Origin of the sequence: Roseibium hamelinense (assembly GCF_007830545.1) — a bacterium.
In the GTDB taxonomy this organism is placed as follows: domain Bacteria; phylum Pseudomonadota; class Alphaproteobacteria; order Rhizobiales; family Stappiaceae; genus Roseibium; species Roseibium hamelinense.
This window is the reverse complement of the sequence record NZ_VLLF01000001.1, coordinates 613087-629095: the sequence shown is the minus strand read 5'-3', so window position 1 is coordinate 629095 and position 16009 is coordinate 613087. Positions and strand designations below refer to the sequence as shown.

Below are 16009 nucleotides of genomic sequence, written 5' to 3'. Positions count from 1 at the left end.
GACCAATCGACCATGCCCACTGGCACGATCCTTGTTGCCGATGATGATGCTGCTATCCGTACGGTGTTGAACCAGGCGCTGTCGCGCGCCGGATACACGGTGCGGATGACGTCGAATGCGACGACGCTTTGGCGCTGGGTCAGTTCCGGCGATGGTGATTTGGTGATCACCGATGTGGTGATGCCGGACGAAAACATTTTTGATGTTCTGCCGCGCATAAAAAAGCTGCGGCCCGATTTGCCTGTTGTTGTGATGAGCGCTCAAAACACGTTCATGACGGCCATCAAGGCCTCCGAAAAGGGCGCCTATGAATATCTGCCAAAGCCGTTCGACCTGAAAGAACTGACCGGCATTGTCGGCCGGGCGCTCGAAGAACCGAAAGTGCGCCGTCCGGTCGACGACGATGAGGATATGGGCGAGGGGATGCCCCTGGTTGGCAGGTCTCCCGCCATGCAGGAGATCTACCGGGTCCTCGCCCGTTTGATGCAAACCGATCTGACCGTCATGATCAACGGCGAATCCGGGACCGGCAAGGAACTGGTGGCCAAAGCACTGCATGATTACGGCAAGCGCCGCAATGGCCCGTTTGTGGCAATCAACATGGCGGCGATTCCGCGCGACCTGATAGAGGCCGAGCTTTTCGGCCACGAGAAAGGCGCTTTTACCGGGGCACAGGTGCGCAGTTCCGGCCGGTTCGAGCAGGCAGATGGCGGAACGTTGTTCCTGGACGAGATCGGCGACATGCCGATGGAAGCCCAGACCCGCTTGCTGCGTGTCCTGCAACAGGGCGAATACACCACTGTGGGCGGGCGCGTACCGATCAAAACAGATGTGCGGATCGTTGCGGCCACCAACAAGGACTTGCGCCATCTGATCAATCAAGGGCTTTTCCGTGAGGACCTTTACTTTCGCCTGAACGTCGTGCCGATCCGCTTGCCGCCTCTGCGGGAGCGTGTCGAGGATATTCCCGATCTCGTGCGGCATTTCTTTACCCTTGCCGAAAAGGAGGGACTGCCGGCTAAGCAGGTGGATCAGGCGGCACTCAATTTGCTGCGCCGGTATCGATGGCCGGGCAATGTGCGTGAGCTGGAAAATCTCGTGCGGCGGCTCGCGGCGCTTTACCCGCAGGATGTCATCAGCGAAAGCCTGCTCGAACATGAGTTGAGCCAGCCGGCAACGGTTCCGATCGAGCAGGAAAGCGAAGAAGCTGCAAATTTGGGGGGCTCGGTGGAGCGGTTCCTGACGGGATATTTCGATACTTTCGGCGATGCCTTGCCGCCTCCGGGGCTGTATCACCGGATATTGCGCGAAGTGGAATACCCGCTGATCAGCGCGGCTCTGGCTGCAACACGGGGCAACCAGATCAAGGCGGCGGAGCTTTTGGGCGTCAATCGGAACACGTTGCGTAAAAAAATCAGGGATCTGGACATTCAGGTGTTGCGCCCGTCCCGATGAACAGCGGGCACGATTGCGGAAAATGGCTCTTTCAGGCGTGAACGGCCTGGGTCATTGATCAGTGCCGGAATAACACCTCGACAACGCCAGGACGATCTCTGTCAGACTGTTGCCTGCCTGCTTTAGAGCGTTTTCGGTCAGCTCCGGTCCGGCGGCAGACAGCGCTTGCGCAGACTTATTCAGCTGCGCCAGGTTGTTGTTGAGGCGGTTCAGGTCTTCACGCAGGGCGGGAGCCTGCGGTAGATCCGGGTTCTTAAGGGCCTGGGTGAGAGTTTCAATCCGCATTTCAAGCCCGTCCAGCCTGGCCTTCAAATCGCCGGGCGCGATTTCCATCCGTGCAAGAGCGGCTTCGGTTGCTGCTGCTGCAAGCGTTTCGCTTGCTGTTTCAATGCGGTTGAGCATGACAATCACCAGAACAGCCGCGACAATCACCAAAATGGACGTCGCGTTGATCAGGGCAACCAGAAATTGGCCCGGCAAGGCCAGGATGCGGCGGGTCAGGGTGTTGGACGTGTGACGCATGAAATGATCCAGGGGCTTTCAAAGCGGGGAATGTCTGTGTGCAACCTTCCTACGTTGGGGACCGCTTTGCAAACCTGCGCTTTTAGTTTTTTGAATAGGCCTGAAAGTCCGCTGCGCATCTAAAATTAGAATCTTTCTAAACAAAAACAGGCGTTTAGGGTCATTTGGCTGCGATCCATGGAAACCTGAGGTATTTTCTCCGATTTTCCTTGACGCAGGCGCTGGATCCTTTAGTGGAATGTTTGGGTCAGGTTTGGCCACCCGTTTTAAACTCAAAGGGAGAAATATATGCCGAATACCCGTACCGCCTTTGCAAGCGCCGGCCTTGTTGCTGCGCTGCTGCTGTCGGCGTCATCCGCGGCCTTGGCAAATGGCGAAGTCAATCTGTATTCGTCCCGCCACTACGATACCGATGAACGCCTTTATTCCGACTTCGAAGAGGCGACCGGCATCAAGATCAACCGGATCGAAGGAAATGCCGACGAGCTTATTGCCCGCATGCAGGCTGAAGGCGTGAACAGCCCGGCCGATGTTCTGCTGACCGTCGATACATCCCGTCTTGAGCGAGCCAAAGAGGCTGGCGTCCTGCAACCGATTGAGTCAGATGTTCTTGAAGCACGTCTTCCCGACTATGTGCGCGACGATGACAATCAATGGTTTGGCTTTTCCCAGCGCGCCCGGATCCTGTTTTATGACAAAAACGACGTCGCCGAGCCGCCGATGACCTATCAGGATCTGGCTGATCCAAAATATGAAGGCCAAATCTGCATCCGCTCGTCCTCGAACGTCTACACACAGACAATCACGGCAGCGTTGATTGAGCACATGGGCGAAGAAGAGGTCCGTGATTGGGCCGCCGCCGTCGTCGGCAACTTCGCGCGGGATCCGCAAGGCGGCGACACCGACCAGCTGCGCGGGATCGTCTCCGGCGAGTGCGACATTGCCATGTCGAACACCTATTATTTTGCCCGCGCCATTCGCAAGCCGGTTGACGGTGTTTCCGACAGCATTGACCAGATTGGTTGGGTGTTTCCGAACCAGGATGGCATTGGCGCCCACATGAACCTGTCTGGCGGCGGTGTTGCAGCCCATGCGCCAAACAAGGAAAACGCCATCAAGTTCCTGGAGTATCTGGCTTCCGACCAGGCCCAGCAGTACTTCTCAGCGGGCAATGACGAGTATCCGGCAGCTCCCGGTGTTGCAATCAGCCCGTCGGTTGCGCAACTCGGCTTCTTCAAGCCGGACGACGTGGATGCGTCCGCGATTGCCGCAAACATCCCGGCAGCCCAGAAGATCCTCAACGAGGTCAATTGGAAGTAACTGTTCCGGCTCGTGCAAGGCGGCCTTACATGCCTCCCGGTGGAAACATCGGGAGGCTTTTTGGTTCGGTGGCAAATTGGTGTGATCGCCTACGCGCCGGTGCCGGACGAGCGGCTAGTTGACGAATGCGGGCGGGCAAGATTGCGGCACACAAGAAACACCGGCAACAGGCCGATCGCGACAATGACCAGAGACGGAACGGCAGCTCCCGAAAGCCGCTCGTCCGCCGCCAGCCGGTGCGCTTGAACAGCAAGCGTATCGAAATTGAACGGCCGCATGATCAACGTCGCCGGAAGTTCTTTCATGACATCGACAAACACGATCAAAAGAGCCGTCAGCAGGCTTGGTCTCAAGAGCGGGAGATGCACCCGCCATAACATTTTCATCGGAGATTGCCCGAGGGTGCGGGAGACAGCATCGACGCTCGGTTTGATGGTGGTCATGCCGCCCTCGAGAGAATTGAGTGCAGCGGCCATGAACCGCACCGTATATGCCATGACGAGAACCGTGATGGTTCCGGTGAAGATCAGTCCGGTGGAGATGCCGAAATAGGTACGGGCGAGCGCGTCCACCCAATTGTCAAAGAAGGCAAACGGCACCAGAAGCCCCACCGCGATGACACCACCGGGAACCGCATATCCGATCCGTGCGGTGTGGGCGGCCCAGGTGGCGCGTTTGCCGGCATGCAGACGCTGGTTAAAGGAAATCAGCAGTGCTCCAACTACGGTGACCACTGCGGCGACGCCGGCAAGCGTCACCGAATTCGTGATGAAGCCGATATATCGCGCGGAAAACAGGTCTTGCTCTGACCGGAGGCCCATCGTGAACAGAAGCACCAGCGGCAGGACGAAACCGAACAGCACAGGGGCAGCGCAAAACAGAATTGCGCCAAAACGGGCCCATCCTTTCAACGGTACGGGAGGACACCGCTCGAACCGCTTTCCGGCGTCGTGGTTTTGCGCTTTTCCGCGCTGTACCCGCTCCAACACGGCCAAAAACAGAGCAAAAACCAAAAGACAAAGAGCCAGCTGCGCGGCGCCGCCCCGGTCAGCAAGCGAAAACCAGCTCGTATAGATGCCTGTTGCGAATGTCTGAACGCCGAAATAGCTCACCGTCCCAAAATCGGCGATTGTTTCCATGACCGCCAAGAGCACACCTCCGGCAATCGCGGGCCGCGCCATGGGCAGCGAAACGCTCCAAAATGCGCCCCAGGCATTGCGTCCCATGGACCTGGCGGCAAGCGTTGCGGTGGCCGACTCCTGCATGAAAGCCGCACGGGCGAGCAGATAGACATAAGGGTACAAAACAAGCGCCAGCATAAGCGCCGCTCCGCCCGTGCTGCGGACCTCGGGAAACCAGTAATCGCGCGGTCCCCAACCGGTCAGATCGCGAAGCGCGGTCTGAACAGCGCCCGGGTGATCCAGGAAATCGGTATAAGCATAGGCCATCACGTAAGCGGGAAACGCGAAGGGAAGGGCGAGCGCCACCTCGAACACCCGAACACCTGGAAACCGCGTCATGGTCACGAGCCAGGCCGCGCCGACACCGATAACGGTCGTCATGACCGCAACCAGCACAACCAGCTGCACGGTTGTAATCGTGTAGCGCATCAGGACGGTGTCGGCGAGGTGGCGCAAGGTTTCCAGGGAGCCGGTTGCAGCCGCAAGCGCGACGGCGACCATGGGCAAAAGACACAGGCCGGCAGCCAGATAGGCGCCGTATTTCAAGAATGGGGTATCGCCGGTTTTCCGGGTCGGACGGATTTTTGGTGCCCCGGAGCGGTACACATTTGCAACGTCGGTCAGGGGAATGCCCTCAAGTGTCAAAGCGCCAGAGCGAACCATGCTCTGGCCTGTCAGGTTTGCTCCGGTTCTGTCGCAGCTTGACCGAAACCTACATCATTTTCTCAAGTTTTGTCGGTAAATCGCAAACCCCGCGCCGCCCGTCAAGACAAACCCGTCGCTTTCTACGAGCAAGCCGCCAGCACATTTTTGCAGAGAACCCGGGCGACCGCCGGGCGGGACGGGCTGGTCGCACACAGATTTACCTTGGCCGATCTTGCCAAATGCTGTCATGCGTTTAGGAATGGCCGGGAACACGAGACAGGCTTCAGACCGGGAAATGATGTGAATCCCTTTATTGTAATCCCGAAAAAGCACGGCGACGCGCGCGGTTTCTTTTCCGAGACTTATAAAAAAAGCCAGCTTGAAGCAGCGGGAGTGTCCATTGATTTCGTTCAGGACAATCATGCGTTTTCTGCGGCCAAACATACGGTGCGGGGTTTGCACTTCCAGACGCCGCCTTTTGCGCAACACAAGCTGGTCCGTGTGACCCGCGGTGCAATTCTCGATGTGGCGGTTGATATTCGGTGTGGATCACCGACCTATGGTCAGCATGTTTGCGCCACGATCTCGGCAGACAACTGGCGTCAGATATTGGTGCCAGCCGGGTTTGCCCATGGCTTGATTACCTTGGAGCCGGAGACTGAGGTGCTCTACAAGGTGTCGGCAAACTACGCGCCGGACCACGACAAAGGCCTTTTGTGGAACGATCCCGATCTTGGCATTGATTGGGGCGTTGCCGAAGCTGATGCGCATTTGTCCGACAAGGACCGCACGCATCCCCGACTTAAGGATCTTCCGCAGTTTTTCCAGTTTGACCCTGAAAAGGACCTTCCGCTTGTTCTCAACAGCATTTCCTAGCCAGACACCCACACGCCTTCGTCACATTGGAAACGGGCATCGGCTTTTCCCTTTCGGGCGCCGCCCGTTCCAGACGGGAACAGGCCTGTCCGTCAAATGCGGAGCTGATGAGGCATGAAGGTTGTTGTCACAGGCGGAGCCGGTTTCATTGGATCTGCTGTTGTTCGTTATTTGGTGAAAGAACAACACCACTCGGTGGTGACAGTCGATGCGCTGACCTACGCGGGAAACCTGTCTTCGCTCGAACCGGTTTTGGCATCGCCGTTGCACAAATTCGTCCATGCTGACATCCGCGATGAGAAGAAGATGTCATCCCTGCTGGACATCGAAAAGCCTGACGGCGTGTTGCACTTGGCTGCTGAAAGCCACGTTGACCGCTCAATCGATGGTCCGGCGGATTTTATTTCGACCAACGTGGTTGGGACATATGCGTTGCTCGAGGCTTGCCGTGCCTATTGGTCGGGTTTGCCGGCTGTCCAGAAGGATAGATTCCGGTTTCTTCACGTGTCGACCGACGAAGTCTACGGGACATTGGGGCCAAAGGGCCTGTTCCGGGAGGACACTCCCTACCAGCCCAATTCACCCTATTCCGCGTCCAAAGCATCCTCTGATCATTTGGTCCGGGCGTGGCACCACACCTACGGGCTGCCGGTTATCACAACCAATTGCAGCAACAATTACGGTCCCTTCCAGTTCCCGGAAAAGCTCATACCCTTGATGATCTTGAACGGATACTCCGGAAAACCGCTGCCGGTCTACGGCAATGGAGCCAATATCCGCGACTGGCTGTTTGTGGAAGATCATGCCAAGGCGTTGTGGACCGTGTTCGAACGCGGCCGTGCTGGCGAGACCTACAACATCGGCGGAGAGGCCGAAAAAACAAATCTCGATGTGGTGCGGCAGATCTGCCGGTTGTTGGACACGCGCGCACCGGCAAAAACCAGCCGCAATGAGCTTATTACCTTTGTTGAAGACCGTCCGGGACACGATGCCAGGTACGCGATGGATATTTCCAAGATCCGCTCGGAACTGGGCTGGGCACCGGACACCACGTTTGATGCCGGACTGGAAGCCACCGTCGATTGGTATCTGAAGAACCATGGCTGGTGGCAAGCCATCCTGGATGGTTCGTACCGCGGTCAACGCCTTGGGCTGTCGACCTCCCGCCGGTCTGAGGCGCTGCAATGACGGGTATGCTTGTTCTCGGGGCGAACGGTCAGGTCGGCCGCCAACTTGTGCGGGGCGCATCCGAACAGGGGCTTGCAGCGACCGCGCTTACGAGGTCCGATCTTGATATCACCAATCAACAGGCCGTCGAAGACAGCGTTCTGCGTTTAAAACCGGATGTGGTGGTGAATGCAGCGGCTTACACGGCTGTGGACCGGGCTGAAAGCGAACCCGAAAAGGCTCTTGCGGTCAATGCGGAAGGGCCCGGTTATCTGGCTGAAGCCTGTGCCCGCCAAGGTGCAGTTCTCGTGCACTTGTCGACGGACTATGTGTTTGATGGAAAGAAGACCGGAGCGTATACCGAGTCGGACGAAGTTGCTCCGCTTGGTGTTTATGGACGCAGCAAAGAAGCTGGCGAACAGGCGATACGCCGGCATCTTGACCGGCATATCATTTTGAGAACCTCATGGGTGTACGGACTTGACGGGAACAATTTCGTCAAGACGATGCTCCGCCTGGCCACTGAACGGGAGGAAGTGTCCGTTGTCGCAGATCAGGTCGGCTGCCCGACATGGGCCGGCGATCTTGCCGGAGCGGTGTTTGCTGCAGCAGGAAAACGGCATCACCGTGCAGAGGACAGAGAGTTCTTCGGGACATTTCACTGTGCAGGGGACGGACAAACAAGTTGGCATGGGTTCGCCGAGGCTATTTTTCGCCACGCACGTGCGAGAGGGTTTCAGGTTCCCCGTGTCTTGAACAAGATCTCAAGTGCCGAGTATCCGGCGGCTGCGCCAAGGCCGGCAAATTCTGTGCTGGATTGCAGCCGGTTTGCTCACACTTATGGATATCGAATGCCGCGTTGGGAAGAGAGTCTAGCGAGAATGCTGGACGGCTGTTTGAAGCCCTGACATCAGACAATTGAGGGAATGGAATATGAAGGGCATTATTCTGGCCGGTGGGAGCGGGACCCGGCTTCATCCCATTACGCGGGCCATATCGAAACAGCTTTTGCCCGTCTATGACAAGCCTATGATCTATTATCCGTTGTCCTGTCTGATGCTTGCCGGGATACGCGATATTCTGGTCATCACAACGCCGAATGATCAGTCAAATTTCCGGGCATTGTTGCAGGACGGGTCGCAATGGGGATTGGACCTGCAATATGCGGTGCAGCCGAGCCCGGACGGGCTTGCGCAGGCATTCTTGATTGGCCGGCAGTTCATCGGCGATGACAGCTGCGCACTGGTGTTGGGAGACAACATCTTTTACGGCCACGGCCTGACGCAGAAGCTGCGCCAGGCTGCGGCACAGTCACATGGCGCCACCGTTTTTGGATATCATGTGCGGGAGCCGGAACGGTATGGCGTGGTCGAATTCGAAAGAGGAGGCCGGGCCGTTTCCATAGAAGAAAAACCAAGCACGCCGAAATCAAATTGGGCGGTGACCGGGATCTACTTTTACGATAATCAGGTTGTTGATATTGCCGGGTCAATTAAGCCGAGTGCGCGGGGTGAGCTTGAGATCACCGATGTCAACAACCACTATCTGGTGGCCGGGCAGCTGACGGTCCAACAGCTGGGCCGCGGCTTTGCATGGTTTGACACCGGTACGCATGACAGCCTGGTTGAAGCATCGAATTATGTTCAAACCATTGAAAAACGGCAGGGCCTGCGCATCTCGGTTCCGGAAGAAATCGCGTTTGACAATGGATGGATCGGCAGTGCCGAGCTTGAAGCCCTGGCGGAGCCGATGAAGAAAAACGGCTACGGCGAATATCTCATGCAATTGCTGGCCAGCCGTGGCTAAACGCCCGGCTGCAAAATATGAAAAAGGACGTTTGGCTGGGGAACCTGGATTCGAACCAGGACTAACGGAGTCAGAGTCCGCGGGTCTACCGTTAACCTATTCCCCAAGCGGGCGCAGGGCGCGCCTGAATGAGAGGGTCGTATACATCCAAGCTGCTCGAATATGCAACAGCCACACACCATTTTTTTCGCCTGCTGAAAACAGGTTGGCAAGCCTGGCACAAGCGCCAGGTCAGGTGCTTGTTTGCAGGTGCAGCTAAACCAGTTCTTTCCGTGCGCCGAGCAACCTGTTACAGTTTTGCCAACACATGATACGCGCAGTGTTAAGCTTTCGCGCTAAACAGCTGGGCTGAAAGGTAAAACAGTGACTGAGTCAGGTCAGGAGCCGCCCGAAAATGGGCGTGGAGCCGCTGACACGTCCGACAAGGGAAGCGCTCTTTCCGAGCGCGGCAGATCAAAACGGCGGCGGCGCAAGCGCCGCGCCAAGGCACGGGCGGAACACGCCGCGAAGGCGGGTGGCGGTGCCCAAGAGGGAGCAACTGACGCTTCCGGTCTGCAAAACGACCCTTTGAGCGGACGTGAGCCCCGGCATGGGCATCGCGCAGCGGATGGGAAAAGCGAACCCGGCAAGCCGGGTGCGCCGCGCCCTGGTGCCAACGGAGCCCGGCGGCGGCCGGGCGCTAAAAAACTCACAGGTCATGCGGCCGGCGCTGCAGACAATGCAGAAGCCGCAACTCCCGCCAGTGCGCCGGACAAGCTGCAAAACGAACGGCAGGACACTCGGCGCGGTCGAAAACGCAAACGGCGGGGCGGACGGTCAGAAGGCCGCAATCGGGCGGTGCCTGCCGGACCAGGCCCGGGTCTGTCACCGGGTTCACCCAGCAGCGATGCGAAACCGCAAAATGCGGCGGGACAGGGGCCGCTGGGGCACCGGCGGTCCGAGGTTTGTGATGCTTCTGCGGACGGCGACACGCTGTCCAACGGCACGCTGTCCAACGGCACCGGTCTGAATGGCCGGCCCGACGGCGCAGTCTCGCGCAGCGGGTCTGACCCCTTGCGTCAGCCTGCGGAACGGGCCGGTGTGGCGCCTTATATGCGTCACCGCGTCAGCACGCCTGATAGACCGCTCTATGCAGCACTTGATCTTGGCACCAACAACTGCCGGCTGTTGATTGCGCGGCCCGAAGAGCGCGGATTTCGGGTTGTCGATGCTTACTCAAGGATCGTCCGGCTGGGCGAAGGCGTCGGTGCGAACAGGCGTTTGAGCGACGCTGCGATGGACCGGGCGGTTGAAGCGCTGGCCAATTGTCAGCGCAAACTGGTTGACCGCGGCGTCGAACGATCCCGTCTTATTGCCACAGAAGCCTGCCGGGCTGCCGAAAATGGCACAGAATTCATTGACCGGGTGAGGAACGAGACCGGTCTGGATCTGGAAGTGGTCAACCGCGAAACCGAAGCCCGGCTTGCCGTCGCGGGCTGCGTATCTCTGGTGGACCGCGATGCGGACGGCGTCATCCTGTTTGATATTGGGGGCGGTTCTTCGGAAATCGTCTGGCTTGACCTGCGCAACCGGTGCGGTGCGCGCGGTTATGCGCTCACGCGGTTTATCCGGTCCTGGGCATCCTTGCCGGTCGGGGTGGTCAATCTGGCAGAACGGCATGGCGGTGTGCATGTCACGCCCGACGTGTTTGAGGCGATGGTCGATGATGTGAGCGCCCACCTGCAAGACTTCTCCCTTGGCAACGACTTGAGCGCGGCAATCTCCGGCGGCGCCGTGCACATGCTGGGAACCTCCGGAACGGTGACAACGCTGGCCGGTGTTCATTTCGGTCTGAAACGCTACGACCGGCGGCGTGTGGATGGCGCGTGGCTCGATGACACGCAAGTGGGCTCCATGATTGATCGCCTCCGGGACATGCCTTACGAAGAGCGCGTCGAGAATCCGTGCATCGGGGCAGACCGCGCTGATCTCGTTCTTGCGGGCTGCGCAATCCTGGAGGCCATCCGCCGCCGGTGGACCTGTTCGCGCCTGAGGGTTGCCGACAGAGGGCTGCGTGAGGGAATTTTGACAGAATTGATGTCCGCCGATGGGGTCTGGTCCCGGCGGCGAAAACACACAGGCCGCGAACGTGGCCGATATCGGGGCAAACCATGAGCCGATCGAAAAAGGGTACCGGCGACCGCGGCATGAGCGTCAAGGTCAAGACTGCCGCGCGGCGCCGGGAATCATCGACCCGCTGGCTGCAACGGCAGCTGAACGATCCCTATGTGCGCAGGGCAAAGATCGACGGCTACCGCTCACGGGCTGCCTACAAGCTTCTGGAGATCGACGACAAGTACAACCTGCTCAAACCGGGCTACCGTGTGGTGGACCTCGGGGCGGCTCCGGGGGGCTGGTGCCAGGTTGCTGTCGACAAGGTAAAATCGAAACCGGAAGCGCCCAAGGTGGTTGGCATTGACTATCTTGATATGGACCACATTCCCGGCGTCGCCTTCCTGAAAAAGGACTTTCTGGATGATGACGCGCCGGATGCTCTGATTGAGGCGCTCGGCGGGCAGGGGCCGGATCTTGTCCTGTCCGATATGGCCGCGCCGACCACTGGGCACCGCCAGACGGACCATTTGCGCACCACCCATTTGTTTGAGGTGGCGATCGATTTTGCCCGTCAGAATCTGGTGCCAGGCGGAGCGTTTCTGGCCAAGGTGTTTAGAGGCGGAACGGAAAACGAGCTCCTGCGGGCCCTCAAAAGCGATTTTAAAACCGTTGCGCACATAAAGCCGCCGGCCAGCCGTAAAGAAAGCCCGGAGTTGTATGTCATTGCCAAGGGGTTTCGCGGACGGGCCGAAACAGATGGTCCTCATCAGATGGATGATGACCTTGGATGACCTGCCGGCGCCGCGGCGAAGTTGAGAGCTGCGGCACCTGGTTTTGAAACAGGACTTTTCATCCTGTCACCTGCATGTTATTTACCCGCGCCAACTTCTCCGGCACAGCCGAAGCGACTCGATGCGACGCAAAACCCCGACTCGGTTCTGCGTCCCGGACCTTATTTTTATTCCAAGGGGAATTGGCATGGCCTCGTTTTTCGTTCCGTCCACTGGTGGTGAAGCGCTCACATTTGATGATGTGCTGCTCCTGCCCGGCCATTCAGAGGTCATGCCCGCGCAAACGGATTTGCGCACAAAGGTGACCAAGAGCCTTGAGCTGAACATACCGATCCTCTCTTCGGCGATGGATACGGTCACAGAAGGCCGTCTGGCCATCGCCATGGCCCAGGCGGGCGGCATTGGTGTCGTCCACCGCAATTTGTCGCTTGATCAGCAGGCTGAAGAGGTGCGCAAGGTCAAGAAGTTCGAATCCGGCATGGTTGTCAATCCGCTGGTAATCGGCCCGGATGCGACGCTTCAGGAAGCCTTGGACTTGATGAAGCATTACGGGATCTCGGGTGTGCCGGTGGTCGAAAACGGCGGCACCGGCGGTCAAATCACAGGCAAGCTCGTTGGTATCTTGACCAACCGGGATGTGCGGTTCGCATCAAGACCTGATCAGAAAGTCCGCGAGCTGATGACCCACGAAAGTCTCGTCACGGTCTCAGAAAGTGTCAGCCAGGAAGAAGCAAAGCGCCTGCTTCACCATCACCGTATCGAGAAATTGCTGGTCACTGACGCTGACGGAAAGTGTATCGGACTGATTACCGTCAAGGACATGGAAAAGGCCCAGCTGAATCCGAACGCCTCGAAGGACGATCAGGGCCGCTTGCGTGTTGCTGCTGCCACCAGTGTTGGTGATGAAGGTATGGAACGCGCCGAGCGCCTCGTGGATGCGGGTGTGGATCTGGTTGTTGTCGATACAGCCCATGGCCATTCCAGCCGCGTTCTGGAGATGGTTGCCAAGGTCAAGCAATTGTCGAATTCTGTTCAGGTTCTGGCTGGAAACGTTGCAACCGGCGAAGCCACAAAAGCGCTCATCGATGCAGGCGCGGATGCCATAAAGGTTGGCATTGGCCCCGGATCAATCTGCACCACCCGTATCGTTGCGGGTGTGGGTATGCCGCAACTGAGCGCGATCATGGAATCTGTTGCTGAAGCGCAGAAGCAGGACATTCCAGTCATAGCCGATGGCGGAATCAAGTTTTCAGGCGATCTTGCCAAGGCGATTGCTGCAGGCGCATCGGCCGTGATGGTCGGATCCTTGCTGGCGGGCACGGAAGAAAGCCCGGGCGAGGTATATCTTCACCAGGGCCGGTCCTACAAATCCTACCGCGGTATGGGGTCGGTCGGCGCAATGGCGCGTGGCTCGGCCGACCGCTACTTCCAGGCCGAAGTGCGCGACAGCCTCAAACTCGTGCCGGAAGGCATTGAAGGTCAGGTGCCGTATAAGGGTCAATTGTCCAGCGTTTTGCACCAGTTGGCTGGCGGATTGCGGGCTGCCATGGGATATGTCGGCGGAAAAAACATCAATGACTTCCAGGAAAAAGCCCGTTTTGTCCGCATTTCCGGCGCGGGGTTGCGTGAGAGCCACGCGCATGATGTGACAATCACGCGCGAAAGCCCGAACTACCCTTCAAACGTTTGACACATGAGCTGCCCGGCTTGATCCGGATCAGCGGAGTATTTCATGAAAGATGGTGGACGCCTTCAGGCGGCGATTGAGATTCTTGAGGAAATCGAAACGCGCCACCGGCCCGTTCAGGCGGCGCTCAAAGACTGGGGCAATTCACACCGGTTTGCCGGATCCGGTGACCGTACGGCAATTGGCAACCTGGTCTTTGATGCGCTCCGGCATAAAGCAAGTCTCTCGGGGCGTCTGAAGTCCGACACGGCGCGCATGCTTGTTTTCGGAACCTATGTTCTTAGCTGGGAAAAAGGCGCCGAACAGCTCCTCGCTGTTGTCGGCGATGATCGGCATGCACCCGAAACACCTTCAGAGGCAGAGCTGTCAGCGCTGACAGAGGCTCAAGGTGTCGAAATAGACGGAGCAGCTGCAGCGGATGTTCCGGACTGGCTTTGGCCGCATTTTGAAGATGCTTTTGGAGACAGGGCTGTTGCAGAAGGACAAGCTCTGGCTGCACGTGCGCCGATCGACTTGCGTGTGAACACACTCAAATACGACCGTGAACGGCTGTTGAAACGTCTGGCGCATGTCAATGCGGTTCCGTGCCCCTGGTCACCGGCAGGTCTTCGAATTTATCCCACGCCCGGTGCCTTGCGAATGCCGCATGTTCAGGCGGAAGAAGCCTATCAAAAGGGCTGGTTTGAACTGCAGGACGAGGCCAGTCAGATGGCTGCTTTGCTGGCAGGTGCCAAACCAGGCGACCAGGTTTTGGATTTTTGCGCCGGTGGCGGTGGCAAGACTCTCGCATTGGCGGCCGCAATGGAAAACAAGGGCCAAATTTACGCCTTTGATGCGGACCGACTGCGTTTGGCGCCGATCCATGAGCGATTGAAGCGTGCCGGCGCCCGGAACATCCAGGTGCGCGATCCGGCCAGTTCCTCGCTGGACGATCTGATCGGCGAGATGGATCTGGTGTTCATTGATGCCCCATGCACCGGCACCGGTGTCTGGCGGCGCCGGCCGGACAGCAAATGGCGCCTGTCGGATAAGGCTCTGGAGGACCGGATTGTCGACCAGCGCAACGTTCTGGATCGAGCCGCGCAATATGTAAAACCCGGTGGCCGCCTTGTGTATGCGACCTGTTCGGTTCTGCCGCTTGAAAATACCGGACAAGTCAGCTGGTTCTTGGAGAAATACCAGGACTTCTTATCTGTTTCCGCTGCTGCAAGGTGGCAGGAGTGCGCGGGCGGCGGTTCGGCAGCGGTGGAGCTGCCGGCATACGCTACCGCGCGCGGCGACATAACCCTGTCTCCGGCTTCGACCAATACCGACGGGTTTTTCGTCTCGATCTTGGAGAAATCGCAATAGCGATTTGAAGGCTCAGCTGATCAGGTCGATGCGGCCAAATCGTTGGCGTTATCCGGCGAGTCGCGCTCGCCGGTCAGTTTTACAATAAGATCGCCGATCCGCTGTCTCAAATCCTCTGGCAAGGGTTTGTTTGCTGCGACACTCGTGAGCACGGCCTGCGCGTCTTTGGGACGGGACAGGGCGGCAAGAGCCGCGCCGAGCGCATTGCCGGCGCCGATTGCAGCCGGGTTGTCGTCATAGGCGTCATTTGCAAAGGCGAGGGCGATGCCGTGTTCGCCCAGTTTCCGGCTGATAACGCTGATCCGCACCTTCAGCTCGTTGTTTTTTTCGTCGAGATTGAGCGCTTCAACAAAATCCTGGCGTGCTTCTTCCAGCCGGCCCGCGGTCTGAAGGGCGTCGCCTCGGGCGAGCAGCCCGTCCATTTCCTTCGGCTTGAGGGCAATGGCGCGATCGGCCAGGTCTATGGCCTCGTCGATCCGCTGCCTACGTTTGAGCACATGCGAAAGACCAAGCAGGGCCGGGCGGTAGTCCGGATCGATCTGGAGAGCCTTGCGAAACGCCGCAACGGCCGCGGAGGCCTGCGGGTCATGCGCTTTGGAAGCTGCATAAAGGCTCAATGCGGGCGCAGAGCCCGGCATGATTTCAACCAGATGCGCAGCCGGTTTTTCCGCATCTTGGGCACGCCCGGTTTTCAAATAGACACTCGCGAGTCCATAAAGCGCGTTTCTATTGTCCGGCGCCGCTTTCAGTACTTCCAGAAAATTGGTCTCGGCGGTTTCATAGTCTTCCATCAGCAGCTGGCAGTTTCCAAGACTTGCACGGGCGGAAACATGCTCGGGATCGGCGAACACGATCCGGCGCAGCTGCGACACCGCTTCGTCGAGAAAACCCGAGCGGAGCAATGAGACTGCAGTGCGATAGGCGATTTCCGTGTCCTCGGGCGCAAGTTCGAGCGCGCTTAGATAAGCTGCCAGCGCTTTGTCGTCTTCCCCCTTGGTTTCGTGAGCGATGGCGCGCTCGAAAGCCATTCTGGCAGCAGAAGTCATTCCAAAGGTCCTTTCGCCGCGATGGGCGGTGCGGCCGGCGAATCGTTTTGCTTGCCGACAATGCTTGCG

13 protein-coding genes and 1 tRNA gene are annotated in these 16009 nt (G+C 58.4%); 10 read left to right on the top strand and 4 right to left on the bottom strand.

The window, feature by feature from the left end:
• Positions 1–12 precede the first annotated feature (12 nt).
• A complete protein-coding gene (ntrC, locus tag JM93_RS03005) occupies positions 13–1455 on the top strand; it encodes a nitrogen regulation protein NR(I) (protein ID WP_145340561.1) in 1443 nt (480 codons plus the stop codon).
• 51 nt (positions 1456–1506) lie between these two features.
• Here the strand turns inward: ntrC and JM93_RS03000 are convergent, their stop codons facing one another.
• Positions 1507–1977 carry a hypothetical protein gene (locus JM93_RS03000; RefSeq protein WP_145340560.1) on the bottom strand — a complete coding sequence of 157 codons (471 nt, stop codon included), beginning with the start codon at positions 1975–1977 and terminating at the stop codon, positions 1507–1509.
• A gap of 288 nt (positions 1978–2265) precedes the next feature.
• Between JM93_RS03000 and JM93_RS02995 the strand changes: the two genes are divergently transcribed.
• Positions 2266–3297, top strand: a complete 1032-nt coding sequence (locus JM93_RS02995; RefSeq protein WP_145340559.1) for a Fe(3+) ABC transporter substrate-binding protein — start codon at positions 2266–2268, stop codon at positions 3295–3297.
• 89 nt (positions 3298–3386) lie between these two features.
• Here JM93_RS02995 and JM93_RS02990 read toward each other — a convergent pair whose 3' ends face one another.
• Entirely contained in the window at positions 3387–5141 is a 1755-nt protein-coding gene (locus tag JM93_RS02990; RefSeq protein ID WP_208994886.1) for an ABC transporter permease, read from the bottom strand.
• 282 nt (positions 5142–5423) lie between these two features.
• Here JM93_RS02990 and rfbC point away from each other — a divergent pair, with 282 nt between their 5' ends.
• From rfbC to rfbA, 4 genes are all read left to right on the top strand, one after another.
• Positions 5424–5999: a dTDP-4-dehydrorhamnose 3,5-epimerase gene (gene rfbC / locus JM93_RS02985; protein WP_145340558.1), complete on the top strand. Its 576-nt coding sequence runs from the start codon at positions 5424–5426 to the stop codon at positions 5997–5999.
• A 114-nt stretch (positions 6000–6113) separates the two neighbouring features.
• A complete protein-coding gene (gene rfbB / locus JM93_RS02980; protein WP_145340557.1) occupies positions 6114–7187 on the top strand; it encodes a dTDP-glucose 4,6-dehydratase in 1074 nt (357 codons plus the stop codon).
• A complete protein-coding gene (rfbD, locus tag JM93_RS02975) occupies positions 7184–8074 on the top strand; it encodes a dTDP-4-dehydrorhamnose reductase (protein ID WP_145340556.1) in 891 nt (296 codons plus the stop codon). Before rfbB ends, rfbD begins: the two co-directional genes overlap by 4 nt.
• A 25-nt stretch (positions 8075–8099) precedes the next feature.
• Positions 8100–8972: a glucose-1-phosphate thymidylyltransferase RfbA gene (gene rfbA / locus JM93_RS02970; RefSeq protein WP_145340555.1), complete on the top strand. Its 873-nt coding sequence runs from the start codon at positions 8100–8102 to the stop codon at positions 8970–8972.
• Between the two features lie 32 nt (positions 8973–9004).
• On the opposite strand, the gene JM93_RS02965 is transcribed toward rfbA, so the two are convergent.
• Positions 9005–9078, bottom strand: a tRNA-Gln gene (locus JM93_RS02965).
• Between the two features lie 257 nt (positions 9079–9335).
• On the opposite strand from JM93_RS02965, the gene JM93_RS22055 reads away from it, so the two are divergent.
• From JM93_RS22055 to JM93_RS02945, 4 genes are all read left to right on the top strand, one after another.
• Positions 9336–11126 (top strand): Ppx/GppA phosphatase family protein, encoded by a 1791-nt coding sequence (locus JM93_RS22055; RefSeq protein ID WP_244300743.1) that lies wholly within the window; start codon positions 9336–9338, stop codon positions 11124–11126.
• Positions 11123–11857: an RlmE family RNA methyltransferase gene (locus JM93_RS02955; protein ID WP_145340554.1), complete on the top strand. Its 735-nt coding sequence runs from the start codon at positions 11123–11125 to the stop codon at positions 11855–11857. The genes JM93_RS22055 and JM93_RS02955 overlap by 4 nt, the downstream gene beginning before the upstream one ends.
• A gap of 187 nt (positions 11858–12044) precedes the next feature.
• Entirely contained in the window at positions 12045–13547 is a 1503-nt protein-coding gene (gene guaB / locus JM93_RS02950; RefSeq protein ID WP_145340553.1) for an IMP dehydrogenase, read from the top strand.
• A gap of 42 nt (positions 13548–13589) precedes the next feature.
• Positions 13590–14894, top strand: coding sequence for an RsmB/NOP family class I SAM-dependent RNA methyltransferase (locus tag JM93_RS02945; protein WP_145340552.1), 1305 nt, complete (start codon positions 13590–13592; stop codon positions 14892–14894).
• 20 nt (positions 14895–14914) lie between these two features.
• Here the strand turns inward: JM93_RS02945 and JM93_RS02940 are convergent, their stop codons facing one another.
• Positions 14915–15940: a tetratricopeptide repeat protein gene (locus JM93_RS02940; RefSeq protein WP_145340551.1), complete on the bottom strand. Its 1026-nt coding sequence runs from the start codon at positions 15938–15940 to the stop codon at positions 14915–14917.
• Positions 15941–16009 lie beyond the last annotated feature (69 nt).